We start from the raw sequence: 21,008 nt of genomic DNA on the forward strand, positions 1-21,008 counted from the left end.
TATGAAAAACCTGAAAGAAATTAATTTATTGAATATGAGATATATTTACATAATTGCCTTACTATTCCTGTGCTTAGGCTTCAATCATGATTTAAGCGCACAAACACCAACCAAAAAGACGGTTACTGGTACTGTTTCCGATAATCAAGGGGGTATTCCAAGTGTGAATATCTTATTAGATAGAAGAGCAATAGGAACTACTAACTCAGATGGTGAATTTGCAGTTTCTGTACCGGATAATGCCATATTAGAATTCTCTTATATTGGCTATAAAAGTGTTAAGGTAAGTGTTGCAGGAAAAACAAAGCTAACTATTAAATTAGAAAGCGATAATAACAATTTAAAGCAAGTAACCATATCAGGTTACGTAAACAAAACCAAAGAAACTTCTGTTGGTTCGAGTGTTAAAATTTCGGGTAAAGATTTACAAGCAGTACCTGTAGCAAGTGTTACAGATATGTTGCAAGGTAAAGTTGCCGGTCTAAACATTCAACAAAATACAGGTTCGCCTGGTATGAGAGGATCAATGGCTATTCGTGGATTATCTAGTACTAGTATTTCTGGTTCTGGTAACGAAGCATATTTACAGCCTACATCACCTTTATTTGTAGTAGATGGAGTTCCGGTAGATGACAATCAAAACTTTAGCTATGGTTTTCAATCTGCGGGTCCAGGTGTAAGTCCAATTTCATTAATCCCTCAACAAGATGTAGAAAGTATAGAAGTATTAAAAGATGCTTCAGCAACTGCTTTATACGGTTCTCGTGGTGCCTATGGGGTTATCTTAATCACTACTAAGAGAGGTAATTCTAAAATTCCAGTAATTACGTATAATGGTCAGTTCTTTGTAAGTGCTGTGCCTAAATTACGTTCAGTTATTGGTGGTGTTGATGAACGTAGTTTACGTATTGCTCAAATTTTAGCCAGTGATACTAGTTATTATCATGCATTAGGGTTAATTAACGGAACTTCATTTATTGCTGATAGTTTAAATGCCTACTATAACAATTCAACAAATTGGCAATCTTATTTTTATAGAACTACTTATAATCAAACACATAATTTAAATATTGCAGGTGGTGATGTAGCCTTCAACTATAAAGTAAACTTCGGCTATTTTAAACAAAAAGGTATTCAAGAAAATACAGGTTTTGATAGATCTACCTTGAGAATGAACATGCAATACATGCCTAATCAGAAGTTTAAACTGTATGCAACTATTAATGGGGCATTAGGTAAGCAGCAGAAGGGTAGTGGTAATGGGTTATTTAACACAGGCATTGCTACAGGAGGTGCTTCGTCATCATTGCTGCCATCGCCCTCCCAGTATTCGGCAATCAACTCTGTACTAGGAGCAGTAACTACCGACAACGATAATAAAACAGTCGATTTAACGAATACACTTGAGTTAAAATACGAGTTTATTAAAAACTTAAGCTTAACCTCAAACTTCAATTATACTTTTAATACAGGTACTGAAGATAATTTCTTACCAGCTTCTATTAATGGAGATCGTTCTTCTTTATTCGCTTACAATAGCGTAAAAAATGCAGTTTACAATAGAAATTTATTGCAATATGTATTTACGCTTAAAGATAAAAACGGAGATGATGCTCATAACTTCTTAGCCTATGTATTTAACGAAATGAGTTCGTCTAATTTTAAGGCAGATGTAATACAAAATAATAAAGTTGTAAACGATTATTTAAGAGGCCCTATTGTTGGTGTTGATGATTACCTTACTTCATTAGGCGGTACACTTGATAACTTTGCTCAATCTCGTTCTGTGGCATTTGCTGGAAGTTTTCAATATAACTACAAACGTAGATATGTGCTAGATGGTTCTTATCGCTTAGATGGTAATTCATCAAACGGTCCTGATGCGGGCTATACCAAAAGTCCATCTATAGGTGTTCGTTGGAACATTAATAATGAGTCTTTTATGGCTAGTCAAGTTGAAAAATGGTTAGACTATGCTTCAATTCGATTAAGTTACGGTACGGTATTACAACCAAGTGGTAATGTTTACGATGTTTATGGGAGGTACTTGAATCTAGGTAACTACAATGGCACACAAACCGTAGGTATTTCAAACGGTAGATCGCCAAACACTAATTTACAGCCAGCAAAAAATACAACCTTAAACTTTGCATTTGATTTTGGTGTATTAAAAAATAGAATAACAGGTACTTTTGAGGCATACTATAAACAAACCGATAATTTGTTTGGCACCAAAGTATTAGCTAATACAAGTGGTTTTGGCGAAGTAACCACAAATGAAGAAGCGCTAGTAAACATAGGTTACGAAGGTACCTTAACAGGAAGCCTTTTACCTAATTCAAGTAAAGCAAGATTGACTGTAAGTGTAAATGGTGCGATTAATCATGATTATTTAGCTGCTTTACCAAATGGAGTACGCCAAAGTATAAGATTTGATCCTACTACAGGTCAGGCAATTTTAAAATCAGTAGGTTCAAATGCACTTGCAAACTTTATTTACAATACTAAAGGTGTATATGCCAATACAGGCGATGTACCCGTAGATCCTTTAACAGGCTTAAGATATAGAGCTCGTAACAGCGATGGAACTTTAGGTGGAGTATTAAATTATTTTAAAGCAGGAGATCCTAGATATACAGATGTAAACGGTGATTATATACTTGATGAATATGACTTAGTTAACGCAGGTAATTCTCAAATCCGTTTTAGTGGAGGTGTAACTGTAGATTTTAGATATAAAAACTTCAGTATGCAAGTGCAAGGTACTGGGATTTTAGGAAGAGATATCTTAAACAACGCTTTAGCTTCGCAATTCCAAGCATTTAATAATCCTTTGGCATTAAGTGGTTTAGTTCCTTTAAGTGAATATGACATTTGGAAAAGCGTTGGTCAAAATGCAGTTTATCCAAACCCATACGATTATTTAAGAAGTGGTATTATCAACCCCTATCGTTTTGCTCAAACTTTATTTCAAGAAGATGGATCTTATTTTAAATTAAACTACATCTCATTGGGTTATACGTTAAATCAAAAATTCACCAATCGTTACGGAATGAATAGAGTAGTGTTGGGTGGTACAGTAAATAATGTGTTTATGTTAACTAATTATTCTGGTCCAAATCCAGAGAATGTAACTGCATTAGGTAGAGATTATTCAGGTGGTTATCCAAACCCAAGAACGTTCGTATTTAATTTAAACATCGAGTTTTAATTTTTCAATCATTGATAATGAAAAAATATACAATAATACTTTTAGCAATCTTAACGCTTTCGAGCACTGGTTGTAAAAAATTCCTAAATATTGTGCCAACAGATGCATTATCTGGTAACAATTTTTGGCAAACTCAAAAGGATGTAGAAACCTTTACCAATGGTTTATACGCGAAATTTAGAAGTAAAGTAAGCGCAGGCTTTATGACTGTGGGAGATTTACGTTCGGCGCCAATTTCTACTACAGATGGCACTTATGGTCTTTACCTTTCTAACAATGACCTATACGGTTTGGAAGCTTTTTCTTCACCAACTGCTACAAATCCTCCTAGAACTCAATGGACAATGGGATGGACATTTAGAAACATGACAATGTGGAAACCATTCTACGACATCATTGCTTCAGCAAATCTGTTGTATAAGCAAGTAGATGAAGCACCTGCAGGAGTTTTAAGCACAACTGAAGTTAAAAAATATAAAGCAGAAGCTGTCTTTATGCGTAACCTGTGCTATTTTTTCTTAGTTCGCTTGTATGGTGACGTGCCTTACAATACGAATGCATTAACTACAGGAGCCTTACCTAGAATGCCCATGGTACAGGTATTAAATAAATGCATTGCTGACATGGAAGCTGTTAAGGGAGATTTACCATGGACGTATGCAAATCCATCGATGGTTGGTGTAAGGGCCATGAGGGGTGGCGCTATCGCTTTATTAATGCACATGAACATGTGGGCTGCTGCTTTTGATGCAGAAGCTAATAAACAAAAATACTACACTGCTGTAAAACAATTAGGCTTAGAAATTAGCAGTTCTACAGATTATGCATTAATGCCTTATAATCAAGAAGATAATAAGAGGTTATTTAAGGGTCGTACAAAAGAAAGTTTGTTTGAAGTATATCAAAGCTTTAATAACGGCGAGAAATTTTCTGCATACGCTAATTTAGGTTATGTATTAAGTCATTATCCATATTTAGGAGCAACCACTTTTACAACGAGTAGAGGATATTATCAAAAAACTTGGATGGATAAACTCTATAGTGATGGGGCACCTGATGTTAGAAAAGATCTTTGGTTTGAAAACAGGACTATAAATAATAATACATTTCAATTTAAAAAGTTTGCTAATACCTATGTAAGTGGTATTACGGTGCAAAATGATGATGATATCATTATTTTTCGCTTATCCGATGCTTATTTGCTAACTGCAGAAGCACTTGCCAATTTAGGTGAAGATACCGATGCGCAAGTGTACTTGAATAAAGTAAGACAGCGTGCTAATGCTACGGTTATTTCTTCTACTGGCGATCAATTAAAAGATGACATATATCTTGAACGTGTTAGAGAATTTATGGGTGAAGGCCAGTACTACTATGATTTAGTAAGAACAAAAAGAATATGCGACATTAAATATTGTCCAGCTCCAATTAGTGTAGGTGCCTTTAATGCAGGTGCTTGGACATGGAAAATTGATGAATCTGCATTCATAGAGAACCCAGGTATGACTTTAAATTATTGGAGATAAAAATGAAAAATAAACTAACTATAAAGGCAATCATTTTATTTGTTGTAAGCATCACTTTGTTTACAGCTTGCCAAAAGAAAAATACTTTTTTGATAGTGGAACAACAAAAGGCACCTATAATGGGAGCATTTTGGCCTATCTAAAATCAAAACCAGTATACTTTGATACCTTAACCCGAGTAATTGAAATTGCTGGAATGAATGACGTGTTGGATAAACAAAACGTAACCTTTTTTGCGCCAACAAGCTCATCAATTTATAAGTCAGTAAAAGGTCTTAATGCTTATCTCAGACAAAATGGTAGAGATACCGTAGCTAAACTAGAGCAAATTAAGCCAGAAGCTTGGAAAGAACTATTATCCCAATACATATTTAAAGGAAGTAATAAACTTAAAGACTATCCTCAAATCGATACCTTGAACATGGCTGCGTTCCCAGGCCAAGGTTACACCTCAATGAGTGGTAGAACCATGAACATTGGTGTACGTTTTAACGATGCTGTAGTGATGGAGGATGGTGTAGAAAAGTCAAGAGTAAAATATGCAGGATATCGTCAACTGTATATTGCATATATACCAAATTACGCAGATCCTAAAGCAGGCTTAATTAACATCCCAGTAGCGAGTTCAGACATCGCACCAACTAATGGAATTGTACATGTGCTTACACAGGAAGCAAATTATCTGGGTGCTTGGAAAAGCAAGCACAACTTTGGTTTTAGTACCAACTTGTTTATTAATACCGTTCAATCATATGGTATTCTTCCTGTAACTCCTTAATTATTAATAGATTAATTATAAAGAAACTATGTTTAATAATTACAAAAATATAACCCGTTTAAGTTCAGCTTTACTACTGCTGCTGACTTTGACTATTTATTCTTGCAAAAAGAAAGATGTGATTGGTGAAGATCCATATGCTGGTGGGAAACAACCGCTAGGTATTAAATTTGATAATACCCTACCTGATCCGTCATTAGCTACTCAAGGTTCAGAAGTAACCGTTTTCGTAAGAGGGGTAAAGAAATACGAAAATGACTATAAACTCTATGTAAATGAAATTCAAGCAACAGTATTGAATTTAACAGATAGTACAATTCGTATTGTAGTGCCAGCAAATGCAAGTACAGGTGGTTTATCTATCGTTACCAAAGAACAAACTTTCTTTGGTCCAGTGCTTAATATTGATGGAAAAGTAAGTATAGATAATTCTTTCCAAACTAATGGAGCTAGCTATCGCGATAATAACTCCAACATTGTTACTTCAACAATATTCGATATTGCTACATTACCAAATGGTAACTCTTTCGTAGTTGGTGGATTTAATAATTTTGATAACCGTTGGACAGAAAAGATACCAAATGGATCTATAGCGCAAATTGATGGAAATGGGACTTATGTTGCTCCAGTAGCTAATGATGCTGCTGTTAATTTTGGTAAAGGAGCTAATGGTGTATTAACTACTATAACTCGTTTAACCACTGGTAATAACAACGGTAAATATATTGTCTCTGGTAGTTTTAGTAGCTTCAATTCTACGCGTCCAAATCGCTTTAATATCAATGGTATAACTAGATTAAACAGTAATGGAACACTGGATAGTACAGTTATTGATGTAATTAATCCTACACCAAACAATTTAACTAAAAATAGAGATACAGTACCAAGCTTTAATGGCGGGGTTGATGGTTTTATTAGAAAATCATTTGTTTTTGGTAACCGTTTATATATAGTAGGTGATTTCACCAATTATGTGAGACGTTTTTACGAAAGATCTACCTACGATACTAAGGTATTGGATGTGGTGAAAATGAGACAAATGGCTTGTTTAAAAATTAATGAAGCCAATCCAGTTGATGAGGGAGATTTAGATTTAAGTTTCCATTATAATCCTACAACCAAACAGAGTCCAGTTGCCGGCAATGGTGGTATAAATGATGCAATACAACAGCCAGATGGGAAATTAATCTTAGTAGGTGCATTTACTACATTCAATGGTCAACCAGCTAACCATATTGTTCGTATTAATTTAGATGGATCTGTCGATCTGAGCTTTAGTGTTGGCAATGGAGCAGATGATGACATTGCTTCTATTACATACAATGCAACTACCAATAAAATTCTAATTACCGGCTTATTTAAAAATTTTAATGGAAGTCCAAAACAAGGAGTGGCCATGCTTGAACCGAATGGAAGTTTAACACCTACTTTCAATTTTGGCACAATTACCTTAGGAGTACCAAACTTTGCTGGTCAGTTAAATAGCGGTAAAATTATTGTTTCAGGTAGCTTTAAAACCTATAACGGCATAATTCGTCAAGGCTTTATGATTTTAAATGCCGATGGATCTTTAGCACCTGGTTATAACAACACTGGTCAGTTTTTAGGCAATATCTCTAAAATCGTTGAAACAACTTCTGGTGCAAATACCAAAGTTACATTGATAGGTTACATTTCAAGGTTTGATAATAAAGCCTTTAGAAGTATCCTTCGAATTATATTAAAACCTTAACGCTTAAAATATTAGATTATGAAAACACTACATAAAAAGCAAAAATTAATAGTGAATAGCTTAGGTTTTATGAGCCTGTTATTGGTGCTATTTTTTATTTCTTCTTGTAATAAGGATTTTCCCAACACCTTAAGAGAAGACTATCCAAATGATACTACTAATTTAAAAGAAGGCAAGCGTAAAGTATTATACATCATATTAGATGGTGTAAGAGGAAACGCAGTAAGCTCAATATTACCCACAAACATCACATTGTTAGCTCGTAATTCTATCTATACATATGATGGATTGACTGATTATCAAACCAATACAACAACAAATGCTGCGGCTTGGGCTAATATGACTACAGGAGTAAATGATGCGAAACATAAAATTATCTCAGAGAATTTCGCGGGAAACGATTTGGCTAATTATCCTACATTATTTACCAGATTTAAAGCCTCAAATCCAAAATATAGAACTGTATCTATAGCAGCTAGTGCTGCATTTAATTCAAATTTAGCAGTTGATGCCACAGAAAAACAAACACTAGGTACAGATTTGGCAGTAAAGGATGCTTTAATCGCTGAACTAAAAACTAAAGAAGCTGATTTAATTGTCGCTCAATTCCATGCTGCAGAAACAGAAGGTGCTGCAAATGGGTATGAAACCACAAATACGGCTTATACTACAGCCATTACTACATTAGATGGGTACATTGGAAATATTATTTCTGAATTAAAAGCTAGACCTAGTTTTGCAAAAGAAAATTGGTTAGTAGTTATCGCATCTAATAAGGGAGGGGCTGCTACACCTGCTCCAGGTACTGGGGATACTGGCGCTTATGGCGATCCTACTAGGAATAATTTTATTATTTATTACAATCCTAAATTTTCAACTCAACCTCTGTCAAGACCAGATGCCAATTCATTCCCTTATGTTGGTTTTGGACCAAGATTCGTTGCTACAACTACTTCTGCAGGCTTTGCAAAGTTAAGTAACACTACCCTTGGTAATTTCGGCTCAGGTGCTACTGCTCCAGAATATACATTTATGTTTAAAATGAGAGATGATGCAACCTCAAATAACTCTTATCCTTGCTTTTTAGGTAAAAGAGCAAATTTTAATAGTGTTGATGCTTTGGGATGGACATTTCTTTTCGGTTCTGATGACTATCAGTTGGATTGGGGAGGTACACCTCGTCCTGGGGGTGGTAAAGTGCGTGATGGGGTTTGGCACAGCATAGCTTTTAAGATTTTTAATTTAGGAGGCAAAAGATACCTTAACTTATTTACCGATGGCGTTAAGAAGACAGCAAATTTAGACATTACAGGAAAAAGTATAGATAACACTACACCAATTCAAGTTGGGGCAATACAAGCAGTAAATAGCTTTGAGTTAACTAATATCATTGTAAAGGATATTGCCTTATATAATATAGCAATGACAGATGATGAGCTGATTGCAAACATGAGGAAACAAATCACAACAACCAGCCCTTATTTTGCTAATTTATTAGGATGGTGGCCTGGAAATGAAACCACTGGAACAACAATAGCAGACATGTCTGGAAAGAATAACAATTTTACAGCTAATACTACTGTAACTAGAGCTTCTTTTGAAGATTTGTCTCCAAATATCAGCCCTCTAATTACTCCTTCTAGTTATAGAGTAGTCATCAACAGTGTTGATATTCCTATACAAATTTACCAATGGATGGGCATTGCTCCTCCAGCCAATTGGAACTTAGATGGTAAAGTTTGGAAATTATTATATACAGACGTTCGCAATAACTAATTAAAACTATGAACAGAAAAAGACTTATAAAATTAACCACGATTATAGCAATCGTATGTAGTATAACCGCCTGTAAAAAATACGGTATCGAAGTACCAGATGGTTACGATGACGCTTCTGGCAATAAAGCCGATGTAACAGTAGACACCAATATGAAGAACATCGATCGCTCTGGCTATGCTAAAGCTCGTTTGTTCCCAGGTTTAGTAGATCAGGCAGAACCTCGTATACAGAACCAAGAGTTTACGTTAGATTTAAATTTCGAAAATCAAACAGCAGAAAACTTACGTATACAAGCGGCACCAGAGCCACAATATAGTACTGGCTACTATGCAGCACCTGGAGAATTGATTAAAATCATTGTACCAGCTGGCGTTAATGGTTTAAGTATGCAAATTGGCGGCCATACAGACAATTTATCTGGCAAAGTCCCTTTGCTACGCGATCCTATCATTTATAACATAAAAGCTTTATATCCAGGTGTTAATTATATGCGTAATATTTATGGCGGTACCATTTATATTAACGCTAGGTTTGCAATTGCACAGCCTGTAAAATTCGTTATTTCAGGGGCTGTTGTATCTCCAGATTTTATTTTAGGTCAAACTAATGATGCAGACTGGGTAACTAAAGTAAAAGCATCAAATGTGCCTTGGTTAGAATTTAGAACCAAACGCGTTATCTTCTTAATACCAAGAGATAAAGTATTAGCTACATTCAGTTCAAGCGAACCATTGAATAATCCAACAGCCGTAATGACCAAATGGAATGAGGTTTTTGACCTTGACTATAATGCATGGATGGGATTATCAGATAATGCACCTGATCAAAGAGATAGAAGTCCACAAGGACCATGGAGAGGAGTATTGGATATTCAGCTTACAAATGGATATGGTCACTCAGGTACGCCATTTGTGGGTACAAATGATAATGAATGGTTTAAAGGATTTACCAGTCTTAAAGGCGTTACTACTAGTGCCGGTATGTGGGGATGTTACCACGAATTTGGCCATAACTGTCAACAAGTTAATGTTTGGAGCTGGAGTACATTAGGTGAAACCACCAATAATTTATTCAGTTTTAAAGTAGCCAACCGCATAGGTGCTAATTATAACGTGTTACACCCATCAGTTAATAGTGGTTTTCCATTGGCTATAGCATGGGCAACTGGTACTACCACAACTGCAACAACAATAAGTACTGGTATTAAAAATTTCGATAATACTGCAGATGCGGTATTGGGTAATGATCCATTTATGCGTATTACACCTTTTGTACAACTTTTTGACACATATGGTTACGGAGGAATGACTAAATTATATACTGAGGCTCGTCATGTACAACGTTTATCAAATAATGATATTGATAAACATGATTTTACCTATGAGAAATTATCAGATTATGCTCAGTTAGATTTATCTGCATTTTTTGATGCTTGGGGTATTAACATTAGTAAGCAAATGGTGACTAAAGTTTCAGCAAAATATCCGCTAATGACTAAACAGGTTTGGACATATAATCCATTAACTAAAACCGGTGGTACAGCTGCTATAGCGCCAACAATTTTACAGATAAGTTCTTCACAATCTAACGAAGGTTCACCTGCAGCTATGTTAGATAATAATAGCGCAACCTATTGGCATTCGCAATATTCGCCAGCACCAACTGCTGCACAATCTTATCCTTTTACTATTATTTATAGTCAGAATGTAAGAACACCAATAAAAGGAATGTATTTCTTCCCAAGAAATTCTACAGCGCAACGGGTAAAAGATGTAGAGATATTAATTAGTGATGATAATGTGAACTTTACCAGTATAGGTACAACTCAAATTCCTAATACTTTTGCTCGTTATGAATATATATTTCCTGGAGGTGTAGTTGCACCACGTTTTATTAAAGTCTTACTCAAAAATAGTTGGGTAACAACAAATACAACACTAGCCGCAATGGCCGAATTAGGTGTAATTAAACCATAAATTAAGTTGATAAAATTGTAAACAGATGAAAATTAATTATAAAAAAGCTGTATTATTTAGCACTTTGATTACAACGATAGTTACAGGTTTTATTAGCTGTAAAAAATACGATAATCCGCCACCGGTTTTCGAAGAACCAATCACTAGAAGCACAGTACAGCGAAAAGTAATTGTAATTAGTATTGATGGCTTAACTGGGTCTGAATTAAAAACAATGGCACCACCAGCTATTGAAGATTTGAGAAAAACATCAAAATATACATACGATGTAATTCGTGGTTCAGTAGCTAACGATGTAGCATCTTGGGCATCTATGGTAAATGGCGTAAGCTATAGCAAACATCTCATAAAAAATGACGATTTTTTGCCTACTCCAAAAGAAAATTCACACGAAGCGCCTGGAGTTTTTAGAAATACATTTGATTATATCTTACAATATAAATCGTTAAAAACTGCGATTGTATCACCATGGGCAAATCTTCGTAATTATTTAAAGATTGCAGATCTAGCACCAATTGTAAGTACAGATCTTGCAGTAAAAGATTCGACGATCAACATCTTAAATACTCAAGCACAATTAGGCGCTATCGTAGTTAATTTTAGAGATGTAGAGGCAGCAGGTGCAAATGGTGGCTTTGTAGCAAGCAATGTTAATTACAAAAATGCAGTATTGAAAGCTGATGAGTACGTAGGGAATATTGTAACTGCAATAAAAGCAAGAAAAAGTTATGCAAATGAAGATTGGTTGGTTATTGTGACCACAAATCATGGTGGAAGTAATGATGATCCAAAAGCTGGATTTCTAATCGCCTCTAATAAAAACTTAAAACAAGAAGAGGTTAAAAAGAGTGGATTTAACACAATTTTGTTTAAAGGCGCAACTGTTTTAGCTCAAGTTATGAACGATAACGGATTATATGATCCAGGGGAAACAAAAGATTTTACAGTTCAAATGCAAGTGAAATTTAATTCACAAACTTCTTATCCTGGTTTCCTTTCTAAAGGTACTTCTATGATAGGTTCATCAATAACTGGATGGATGTTTAGAGAAGGTGGGGCAGGTGTTTCTGCTGCAATTGGTGGTACTCTAAATGGTGGTTCAGGAAAAGTAGAATATAGTGCAGGCAATGCCGCCGATTTAGCTTGGCATACCATTACACTTACCGTAAAAATGGATAATTCAACGACCAGAACGTTAACAACATACCTTGATGGAGTACAAGTAACAACAGCAAATATATTATCAAGAAAAAGTTTAAGCACGAATGAAAAGCTAACTATTGGATATAAAAATGTAGATAACGGTGGGACTGCATTATCTTTCCAAGGTGCTGATTTATGTTATTTTAATACTGCCCTTGATGCCGCAACAATTTTAGCCAATAAAAATTTAAAGGATATGACCCAGCATCCAAAGTATGCGAATTTAATAGGCTATTGGCCAATAGATGAGGGTGCGGAAGGAATTTTAAATAACAAAGCACCTGGAGGATATAACATGGAATTGAGTGGGCCTTATACATGGGTATCGCTTGGTACCGATGTTCCAGGTACAGTTACTCCTGATCCAAATGCAAAGGGAAAATCAATTTTGTTAACTCCTACAACAGTTGGAGCTACTATGTTATATTGGTTAAACATCAACATTTTACCAGAATTTGGTATGGATGGTAACCCTTTCTTAAATCAATTTGAAATCGAGTTCTTAAAATAATAGTTTTAATTGGTTGTTTATTCCCTTTGCTGCTTTGGTGGCAAAGGGTTTAACATACTCCTACTATAGTTTGCTCAATCACACGTTTATACTACAAAATTAATATGTTTCAAGAAATCTTAGCTAGCTATGGTTTGCAATTCGAAGATTATAAAATAGAGCTTCATGGCTCTGGACTAATTAACTATACCTGGAAAATTTCGGGTATTGAAAATGACTACCTCTTACAAAAAATAAATACGAATGTTTTTAAGGAACCAACCCAAATAGATGAAAATCTGTTGGAGTTGAGGAAATTTCTAGATCAATATTCGCCAGATTATTTATTTGTATCTCCATTACCCAACTTAAAAAACGAAACGATGGTGGTTTTTAATGAAGGGTATTACCGAATATTTCCTTTTATTAAAAACTCTAAATCGGCTGATTATGTAAAGTATGCAGATGAAGCGTACCAAGCAGCAAAACAATTTGGTCAGTTTGCCAAAGAATTGGATGGATTCGATACTAGTAAACTGCAGTACACACTTGTAGATTTTCATAATCTTTCACTTCGTGTAGAGCAATTTAAAAGCGCATTGGAAAATGCAAATCCAGATCGATTAAAACAAGCTGCGGTTGAAATAGAGGAGCTAATAAATCTTGATTACATTGCGAAAAAATATCAAGAGCTTATCCAGAATAGAAAACTTAAAGAAAGAGTAGTTCATCACGATACGAAAATTAACAATGTTTTACTTCACGATCAAACAGGGGAAGGGATTTGTGTAATAGATTTGGATACTGTAATGCCCGGTTATTACATCAGCGATGTTGGAGATATGATGAGGACTTACTTATCTGAAGCAAATGAAGAGGAAAAAGATTTAACTAAAGTTGCGGTAAGAGAAGAAATGTTTTTTGCCATTTATCGTGGTTATATGGAAGAAATGGGTGAAGCTTTGTCGGCTTCAGAAAAAGAACAGTTTATTTTTAGCGGTAAGTTTATGATTTATATGCAAGCATTACGGTTTTTAACTGATTTCTTAAATGATGATATCTATTATCATACTTCCTATACTGACCATAATTTAGTTAGAGCAAAAAATCAAATCCAGCTTTTGAAATCATATTTATCTTCAGAACATGTCTTTGAGAAGATTTTTCAAGAAAATTCAATTATAATGTAAACCATTTATGAGTTTATTAATATAGTTGAAGCGCTATAAACAATTTAAATAAGAATATGGTGAGATAATTGAAACAAATCATCATTTTTTAAATTTTTTGAACTTAAAACAACAAAGCCAATCGAAGATTGGCTTTGTTGTTTATTTATGATTTGAGCTGAGCGCATTAATTTGTTTAAACAAATTAAAAAGGATAAAACTATTTTCTTTTAAGAGCTAAGTAAGTGCTAATAGCACCTATTGCTGCAAATGCAAACCAAACATCGCCGTGTAAAGGCAAATTTTTATTTTCATAACCTACTTCATCTTTAACTTGTAAAGTTGTGGTTGGTTTGCTTTTAACTACTAAAGTATTGTTTACACTATGGCTTGATACCGCTGTAATAGCTAAAGCCAAAAAAACAACACAGATAAATAAAAATCTTAAATATTTCATTATGCACTTGATTACACTAATTATTAGACAATAGCGATGCCATATCAGCCGCTATGTTGCTTAAGACAATTTAAAACCATCAAATTAGATGTTTAGCCATGTATTTTTAATAAAATATTGAAAAACTCACGGTAGAATTGAAGTGTGGGAGTTTTATAACATTAGGTAAAATTGGGGAATTGTGGGGAAAACACTTCTTTATTTGCGACGAATGATTAAGTAGATTTAAAAATTGGGGAATGGGATTTAATTCCACAGTTTCAGAAAAATCACCTCATTTTGGGGAAATAGTTCTACAAATAGTTTGAATACTACACAACTAATCAATTTATAAAACAAATTTACTTCTCTTAAAAATCTCTATTTTATGATTGTACTGTGAACAAATAAAAAATTATATACATTCTATTCATCGAAATTAGAACTAAAAATAATATGGCTTTTGTTTTGTCAGTATAAATTGAAATGCGTTGATATTGTTTATTTAAAGTATAAACCGAAAGGCAACAAAATAGTATTGATGGAGCAAAGGAATAGGATAATGGTGGTAGATGATAACCTCATCGACCAGATGATCACTGCGCATGTGTTGAAAAATATCAATGCTAATGGAGAAATAATGGTAATGGAGAATGCCACGAAAGCTCTTGAATATCTTTATGAACACCAAAATAATCCATCGGCAATGCCATCACTTATAGTGCTTGATTTGGATATGCCAGGACTAAATGGATTGGGATTTCTAGAGAAATTTAAAGGGTTTAGAGAAGAAGTGAAAAGTATTTGTCGTATTGTAGTACTTACTGCTTCAGAAATCCAAGCAGATATTGAACATATTCAAGCACACCCCGATGTATGCAAGCTCATTTTAAAACCCTTAGATAAAAATGCATTTGCACCAATTATATAGAATTTTTTAAGTTAAGCTCCTCATAATTTTTTGTAGAAACCCCTTATGTCTAAGGGGTTTTTTATTGAGAAACTTTATGATAATTATTTTATGGACTAAACAAAAAACTTGAGGGACTTATAGCTAAAGTTTTCATATACTTTACAAATTACCTAGACAACCTATTAAAGTTTGCCATTTATCCTTGCTTTTCACCCATTTCCTGCTTTATTCTTAAACCTAGTTTATACTGTAAATAAACAGGGTTAAGTCGAGTCATCTTAATAGCAAGTCCGCATCTAGTCCGCATCTAGTCCGCATTAATGAATAAAAAGGCGGACTAAGTGCGGATTTAATATGGTTTAAACAATAACTTAACACGAAGGAAAACCTTAAGAGGAAAAACAATGCTCTCGGTTTGTTTAACTTGTAAATTGGGTCGTTCGTATTGGAAATTCAATTAGTGGAACTTAGGGGCAGATGGTTTAAAGTTTTTGCTTGAGCTGGATAATTCTTAATTCCACATTCTTATATTTTTAAAAATGCTGTTAAAAGCTGTATATTGGTACAAATTCTAGTAAAAAAATATGAAAAAGTACATCCTTCTCCTTTTATTAGCAAGCGCAAATGTTATGGTTAAAGCTCAAACTACCGAAGAAAAAAAAGTTTTATCTGCTGTAGAAAATTTCAGGTTAGCATTAATTAGTGGAGAAAAATTAGCTTTGGAAAATAGTGCTGCAGATGATTTGAGCTACGGGCATTCTAGTGGGAAAATACAAGATAAAGTAGCATTTGTTGAAGCAATTGTAAGTGGTGCATCAGATTTTGTGAGTATAGAATTTAAAAATCAAACGGTAAAAGTTACAGGTAAAACTGCATTGGTACGTCATGAGTTGCATGCAAAGACTAATGATGGGGGTAAACCAGGAGAAGTACATTTAGGGATTCTTTTAGTGTGGCAAAAACATGGTGGAGCGTGGAAATTACTTGGCAGACAAGCATATAAATTGCCATAACATCAATTTTCTTTTGGTTAAGCCAATTTCAATGTTAAGTTAATGTTAACAAAAAATAACGTTAACTTCATATACACTTAACATTGGCGTTTTACTTTTAACGTATGAATTATCCAGTGTTTATATTCCATGAATTAGTACTTAGGTTTTCTGATATCAATAGAGGAATTGGAAAGTACATCTCTGCCACCATAGATAATGGGGAGTGTTTAATAAATACCACAACAGGGCATATCAAAGTAGCATTGTCTATGTTGGAGAAACAATACAATAATCCCAAGTTAATATCTCAAGAAGAATTACAGCAATTGGCCAGTGGTTTTGAAATAGGATAAGTCTTAACTATTTCTTACAAATAAACTGGTATCTAGTACTTTTTTCTCAAACTCTTCTACTGGATATTTTGCTTCAATTAATTGCAAAAGCATTTGTGTGGCCAACTGACCAATTTCAAAAGCTGGTTGTCGCACAGAAGTTAAGGAAGGATTAAACAAATCCAGTACATCAGAATTACTAAATCCAGCGATAGCCATATCATTGGGAACGCTTATGTTTAGATTTTTGAAAACACTTAAGCATCCCGTACTTAATCTATCACCAGCTACAAAAATGGCATCTGGTTTTTCTTCCAACGCCATCAATTCTTTAATGGCATTCTCAGTTTCTTCGTAAATCATTCCACCATGTGGACAATGTTTAATATAAGATGGATTGACCGCTATGTTATTTGCTTTTAAGGCTCCTTCATACCCTTTTAAGCGTTCTATACTAATTGATAATTGAGTTGAACTTGTTAAATGAGCAATGCGTTTGTAGCCTGATTTTATTAAATGACTGGTTGCCTCAAAAGCACCTTTTTCATTATTTGCTATTACTTTATGCGTTTCAATTTCATCCGCTACGCGATCGAAAAAAACAATGGGTAAACCTTTTTCGTGTAAATATTTGAGATGTGAAATGTCGTTAGTTTGAGAAGATAAAGAAACCAATAATCCATCTACAGATCTAGAAGCTAAGTGCTGTACATTGATTACTTCACGATCATAAGACTCGTGAGTTTGAGTAAGAATAACATGATAACCTCTATCGTAAGCAATAGATTCAATCCCGTTAATTGCTTGAGAAAAATAACTATTAGCCACCTCACTCACAATAACTCCAATAGATTTACTTCGGCGTTCTTTTAAACTTAATGCAATTGGGTTGGGTTGATAATTGATCTCTTTAGCGTAGGCTAAAACAATTTGTTTGGTTGCAGCACTTATTTCATGTGTATCTCTTAATGCTCTAGAAACAGTAGAGGTGGATAAGCCTAAGGCCTTTGCTATATCTTTAATGGTTACGGGCTCAAACATGTTTAAACGCTATATTTTGACTGGTAGAAGGAATAAAAAGCTAAGTTAATAATAGTACTATTTCTTTATGATTTTAAATATAACTTTTTAGATTGAATTTTTGGCAACGTTGTCGGGAACGATTGCACAAATTTAGTATCCTGTACTGTTATACTTTATAAAAAAAACAATGTAGACTTGTTAATAGAAGACTTTATACGTCATCTATAACCAACCAAAATATAACCTAATTGTATGAAAAAAATTTTACTGTTCTTTTGTGTGCTTGCTATGGGCATAAATATAGCTAAAGCACAAACAAGACAAATTACAGGGAAGGTAACCGATAAGGCAAATAAACTGTCAATACCTGGTGCTTCTGTTATCGTAAAGGGTACATCAACCGTAGCAAGTACTGATGCAAATGGCCAATTCGTAATTAATGTCCCAGCAACTGGGAGTGTTGTTTTACAAGCTAAATATTTAGGTTTTAAAACGCTTGAAGTAACTGTTGGCAATGAAACCAAAGTAAATTTTGCCTTGGAAGAAGATGTTTCAAATTTAAATGAAGTTGTCATTAATGTGGGTTATGGAACAGTTCGTAAAAAAGACTTAACTGGAGCCGTATCATCAATTAGCGCAGATGTAATTGCAGCTGCACCAGTATCGTCGGCTCTTGAAGCTATTCAAGGTCGTTTACCAGGTATTACCATAGCCTCAACAGAAGGTTCGCCAGATGCTCAAATGAATGTTAGGGTAAGAGGTGGTGCATCTATTACGAGCGATAATACGCCATTGTATATTGTAGATGGTTTTCCAGTTACATCAATTTCAGACATTGCTCCACAAGATATTGAAAGCATTGATATTTTGAAAGATGCATCTTCAGCTGCAATTTATGGTTCAAGGGGTGCAAATGGTGTTGTACTATTAACCACAAAAAGTGGCAAGTCTGGTAAAACAAGTATTAGCTATAATATTTTTGCAGGTACCAGAGAGTTGGCAAATAAGTTAAATGTACTTACGCCATTAGACTATGTTACTTGGCAATACGAAAGATCATTGTTGGATAAATCTCCTACTGATTACACTCAGTATTTTGGAAACTATCAGGATATGGATTTATATGCTAATGTACAACCAAACGATTGGCAAGATATCATTTTTGGTCGTACCGGTACAACCATTAACAATAACCTAAGTATTAGCGGAGGTAGTGATAAAACAAAATATACCTTAAGCTATAGCTTTGTGAAAGATAAAGCAATTATGCAACTATCTGATTTTAAGAGACAAAATATTAATTTTAAGCTAAATCATAAATTGTATGATAGGCTAACATTAGATTTTGGAGTTCGTTATGCTGATACTAAGACAAATGGTGGTGGAGCGAATGAGCAGAACGAAAAATCTTCAGCAGATTCTCGTTTAAGAAATGTGATGTTATATCCGCCTTTTCCTGTGCCTGGCTTAACGGCATCAACAGAAACGAATGATGAGTTTAATTTGTATCATCCGCTTACTTCCATTACTGATAACAATCAATCTATTCATCGAAAAAGTTATAATATTAATGGAGCTGTTACTTATGAGATCATTGATAATTTGAAATTACGTTCTGAAGTAGGTTATGATGGAATTAGAAATGACCAGGATCGTTTTTATGGCTTAACAACCTATTACGTTAAAAATCTTTCTGATTATCCTAATTTCCCTGTTCTAAATTCTATGAACACCAATAGAAACGCTTTCAGAAATACCAATACTTTGAATTACAGTTTTAGCAAAATTCTAAATAAAGACCATAACCTTAATGTGCTATTGGGACATGAGTATTTGAAGGAAGAGCAGAATAATTTACAGAATGAAGTTCGTGGTTTCCCAAAGACATTTGCATTTGAACAAACTCGGGTACTTACCACCCAAGGTAAGGCATCTCTAATCGATAATAGTTATCTAGCTGATAATAAACTACTTTCGTTTTTTGGTAGAGCTAACTATGATTTTAAAGGTAAATATTTAATTAGTGCCACCTTAAGGGCAGACGGTTCGTCTAAGTTTGCCTCAGGGAATCAATGGGGGTATTTCCCTTCAGTTTCTGGAGCATGGAGAATTTCTCAAGAAGATTTCATGAAAGATACAAAATCTTGGTTAGCAGATTTAAAATTAAGGGCAAGTTATGGTGCTGCAGGTAATAACAACATTCCGACTGGTCAAATGACTCAATCTTTTTTAAACTCTAATACAGTTTGGATAAATGGTTCTAGTAATTTCTGGGCAGCCTCAAAAACCATGGCCAACCCAGATCTGAAGTGGGAAACAAACGTTACCAGAAATATCGGTTTAGATTTTGCGCTGCTTGATTCGAGAATTACAGGAACGATAGATGCCTATTTAAATAAAACTAAAGATTTGCTGCTCGCGGTGCAAACTCCTGGAACGGGCTATGATATACAGTTTCGTAATGTAGGTCAAACAGAAAACAAAGGCTTAGAATTTTCTGTAAACTGGAATGCCATTAAAAAGACAAATTTCGATCTTTCTGTAAATGCCAATATTAGTTTCAATAGAAATAAGGTAATATCGTTAGGTCCTCTTAAAAACCTAAATGGTACTGCGGGTTGGGCATCAACTGAGATTGGTATAGATTATTTAGTAGAAACAGGCGCATCAATTGGTCGTATTTATGGCTATAAAAATGCAGGTAGATATGAGGTTTCAGATTTTTCTGGATACAACGCTGCAACAGACACTTGGACATTGAAATCTGGTATTGTTGATGGTAAAGAGTTTTTAGGTACAATTCGCCCGGGTACAATGAAAATTGAAGACATTTCTGGTGATGGAAAGATTGATTTATCAGACAGATCTGTTATCGGTAATACGAATCCGTTAAATACAGGTGGTTTCTCCCTAAATTCTAGAATTTATAATTTTGATATTGGTGCCTATTTTAATTGGAGTTACGGAAATGATGTTTACAATGCCAATAAAATCGAGTACACATCGAGTAGTAAATATAGTTCGAGAAATATGATTGATATTATGGCTACTGGCAAACGTTGGACAAATCTTCGTGCCGACGGTACAATTAGTAATGACGCAACAGAATTAGCCGCAATGAATGCAAATACTACATTATGGTCTCCATATATGAAATCCTTTGTATTAAGTGATTGGGCAGTAGAAGATGGTTCTTTCTTAAGATTATCTACTATTACATTGGGTTATACACTCCCAGCTAAAATCTCGGAGAAATTGAAAATGAAAAAACTAAGAGTCTATGCATCAGGTTATAACTTGTGGCTGTGGACTAATTATACTGGCTTTGATCCAGAAGTATCTACGAGAAGAAATACACCGTTAACACCAGGTGTAGATTATTCTGCTTACCCAAGAAGTAAATCATTCATTTTTGGATTAAACGTTAATTTTTAGGATAATATTT

General features: G+C 34.4%; 14 protein-coding genes. 12 read left to right on the forward strand and 2 right to left on the reverse strand.

Annotation, left to right across the window (positions count from 1 at the left end; genetic code table 11):
• The first annotated feature begins 1 nt into the window (after position 1).
• The 8 genes from ACHMWN_RS11530 to ACHMWN_RS11565 all read left to right on the forward strand — a co-directional run bounded on the left by ACHMWN_RS11530 (position 2) and on the right by ACHMWN_RS11565 (position 13,885).
• Entirely contained in the window at positions 2-3,211 is a 3,210-nt protein-coding gene (locus ACHMWN_RS11530; RefSeq protein ID WP_397301078.1) for a SusC/RagA family TonB-linked outer membrane protein, read from the forward strand.
• Positions 3,212-3,228: 17 nt separating this feature from the next.
• Complete coding sequence (locus tag ACHMWN_RS11535) at positions 3,229-4,737, forward strand: RagB/SusD family nutrient uptake outer membrane protein (RefSeq protein ID WP_397301080.1); 1,509 nt, start codon at positions 3,229-3,231, stop codon at positions 4,735-4,737.
• A 67-nt stretch (positions 4,738-4,804) separates the two neighbouring features.
• On the forward strand, positions 4,805-5,515 hold the full coding sequence (locus ACHMWN_RS11540) for a fasciclin domain-containing protein (protein WP_397301083.1): 711 nt from the start codon (positions 4,805-4,807) through the stop codon (positions 5,513-5,515).
• Positions 5,516-5,543: 28 nt separating this feature from the next.
• Positions 5,544-7,247, forward strand: a complete 1,704-nt coding sequence (locus ACHMWN_RS11545; protein ID WP_397301085.1) for a DUF5008 domain-containing protein — start codon at positions 5,544-5,546, stop codon at positions 7,245-7,247.
• Positions 7,248-7,265: 18 nt separating this feature from the next.
• A complete protein-coding gene (locus ACHMWN_RS11550) occupies positions 7,266-9,023 on the forward strand; it encodes a DUF4983 domain-containing protein (RefSeq protein WP_397301088.1) in 1,758 nt (585 codons plus the stop codon).
• 8 nt (positions 9,024-9,031) lie between these two features.
• On the forward strand, positions 9,032-11,002 hold the full coding sequence (locus ACHMWN_RS11555) for a M60 family metallopeptidase (RefSeq protein ID WP_397301090.1): 1,971 nt from the start codon (positions 9,032-9,034) through the stop codon (positions 11,000-11,002).
• A gap of 25 nt (positions 11,003-11,027) precedes the next feature.
• Positions 11,028-12,716 (forward strand): LamG-like jellyroll fold domain-containing protein, encoded by a 1,689-nt coding sequence (locus ACHMWN_RS11560; RefSeq protein WP_397301093.1) that lies wholly within the window; start codon positions 11,028-11,030, stop codon positions 12,714-12,716.
• A 104-nt stretch (positions 12,717-12,820) separates the two neighbouring features.
• Positions 12,821-13,885, forward strand: a complete 1,065-nt coding sequence (locus ACHMWN_RS11565) for a phosphotransferase enzyme family protein (RefSeq protein WP_397301096.1) — start codon at positions 12,821-12,823, stop codon at positions 13,883-13,885.
• Between the two features lie 199 nt (positions 13,886-14,084).
• On the opposite strand, the gene ACHMWN_RS11570 is transcribed toward ACHMWN_RS11565, so the two are convergent.
• A complete protein-coding gene (locus ACHMWN_RS11570) occupies positions 14,085-14,321 on the reverse strand; it encodes a hypothetical protein (RefSeq protein ID WP_397301098.1) in 237 nt (78 codons plus the stop codon).
• Positions 14,322-14,841: 520 nt separating this feature from the next.
• On the opposite strand from ACHMWN_RS11570, the gene ACHMWN_RS11575 reads away from it, so the two are divergent.
• From ACHMWN_RS11575 to ACHMWN_RS11585, 3 genes are all read left to right on the forward strand, one after another.
• The gene (locus ACHMWN_RS11575) at positions 14,842-15,231 is read left to right on the forward strand and encodes a response regulator (protein ID WP_397301100.1); all 390 of its coding nucleotides are present in this window, start codon (positions 14,842-14,844) and stop codon (positions 15,229-15,231) included.
• A gap of 566 nt (positions 15,232-15,797) precedes the next feature.
• Positions 15,798-16,226, forward strand: coding sequence for a nuclear transport factor 2 family protein (locus tag ACHMWN_RS11580; RefSeq protein ID WP_397301102.1), 429 nt, complete (start codon positions 15,798-15,800; stop codon positions 16,224-16,226).
• Between the two features lie 104 nt (positions 16,227-16,330).
• On the forward strand, positions 16,331-16,561 hold the full coding sequence (locus ACHMWN_RS11585) for a hypothetical protein (protein ID WP_397301105.1): 231 nt from the start codon (positions 16,331-16,333) through the stop codon (positions 16,559-16,561).
• A gap of 3 nt (positions 16,562-16,564) precedes the next feature.
• Here the strand turns inward: ACHMWN_RS11585 and ACHMWN_RS11590 are convergent, their stop codons facing one another.
• Entirely contained in the window at positions 16,565-17,581 is a 1,017-nt protein-coding gene (locus tag ACHMWN_RS11590) for a LacI family DNA-binding transcriptional regulator (protein ID WP_397301107.1), read from the reverse strand.
• 234 nt (positions 17,582-17,815) lie between these two features.
• Between ACHMWN_RS11590 and ACHMWN_RS11595 the strand changes: the two genes are divergently transcribed.
• Positions 17,816-20,998, forward strand: coding sequence for a SusC/RagA family TonB-linked outer membrane protein (locus ACHMWN_RS11595; RefSeq protein WP_397301109.1), 3,183 nt, complete (start codon positions 17,816-17,818; stop codon positions 20,996-20,998).
• Positions 20,999-21,008 lie beyond the last annotated feature (10 nt).

It is taken from the genome of Pedobacter sp. UC225_61 (assembly GCF_044452285.1).
Lineage (GTDB): Bacteria > Bacteroidota > Bacteroidia > Sphingobacteriales > Sphingobacteriaceae > Pedobacter.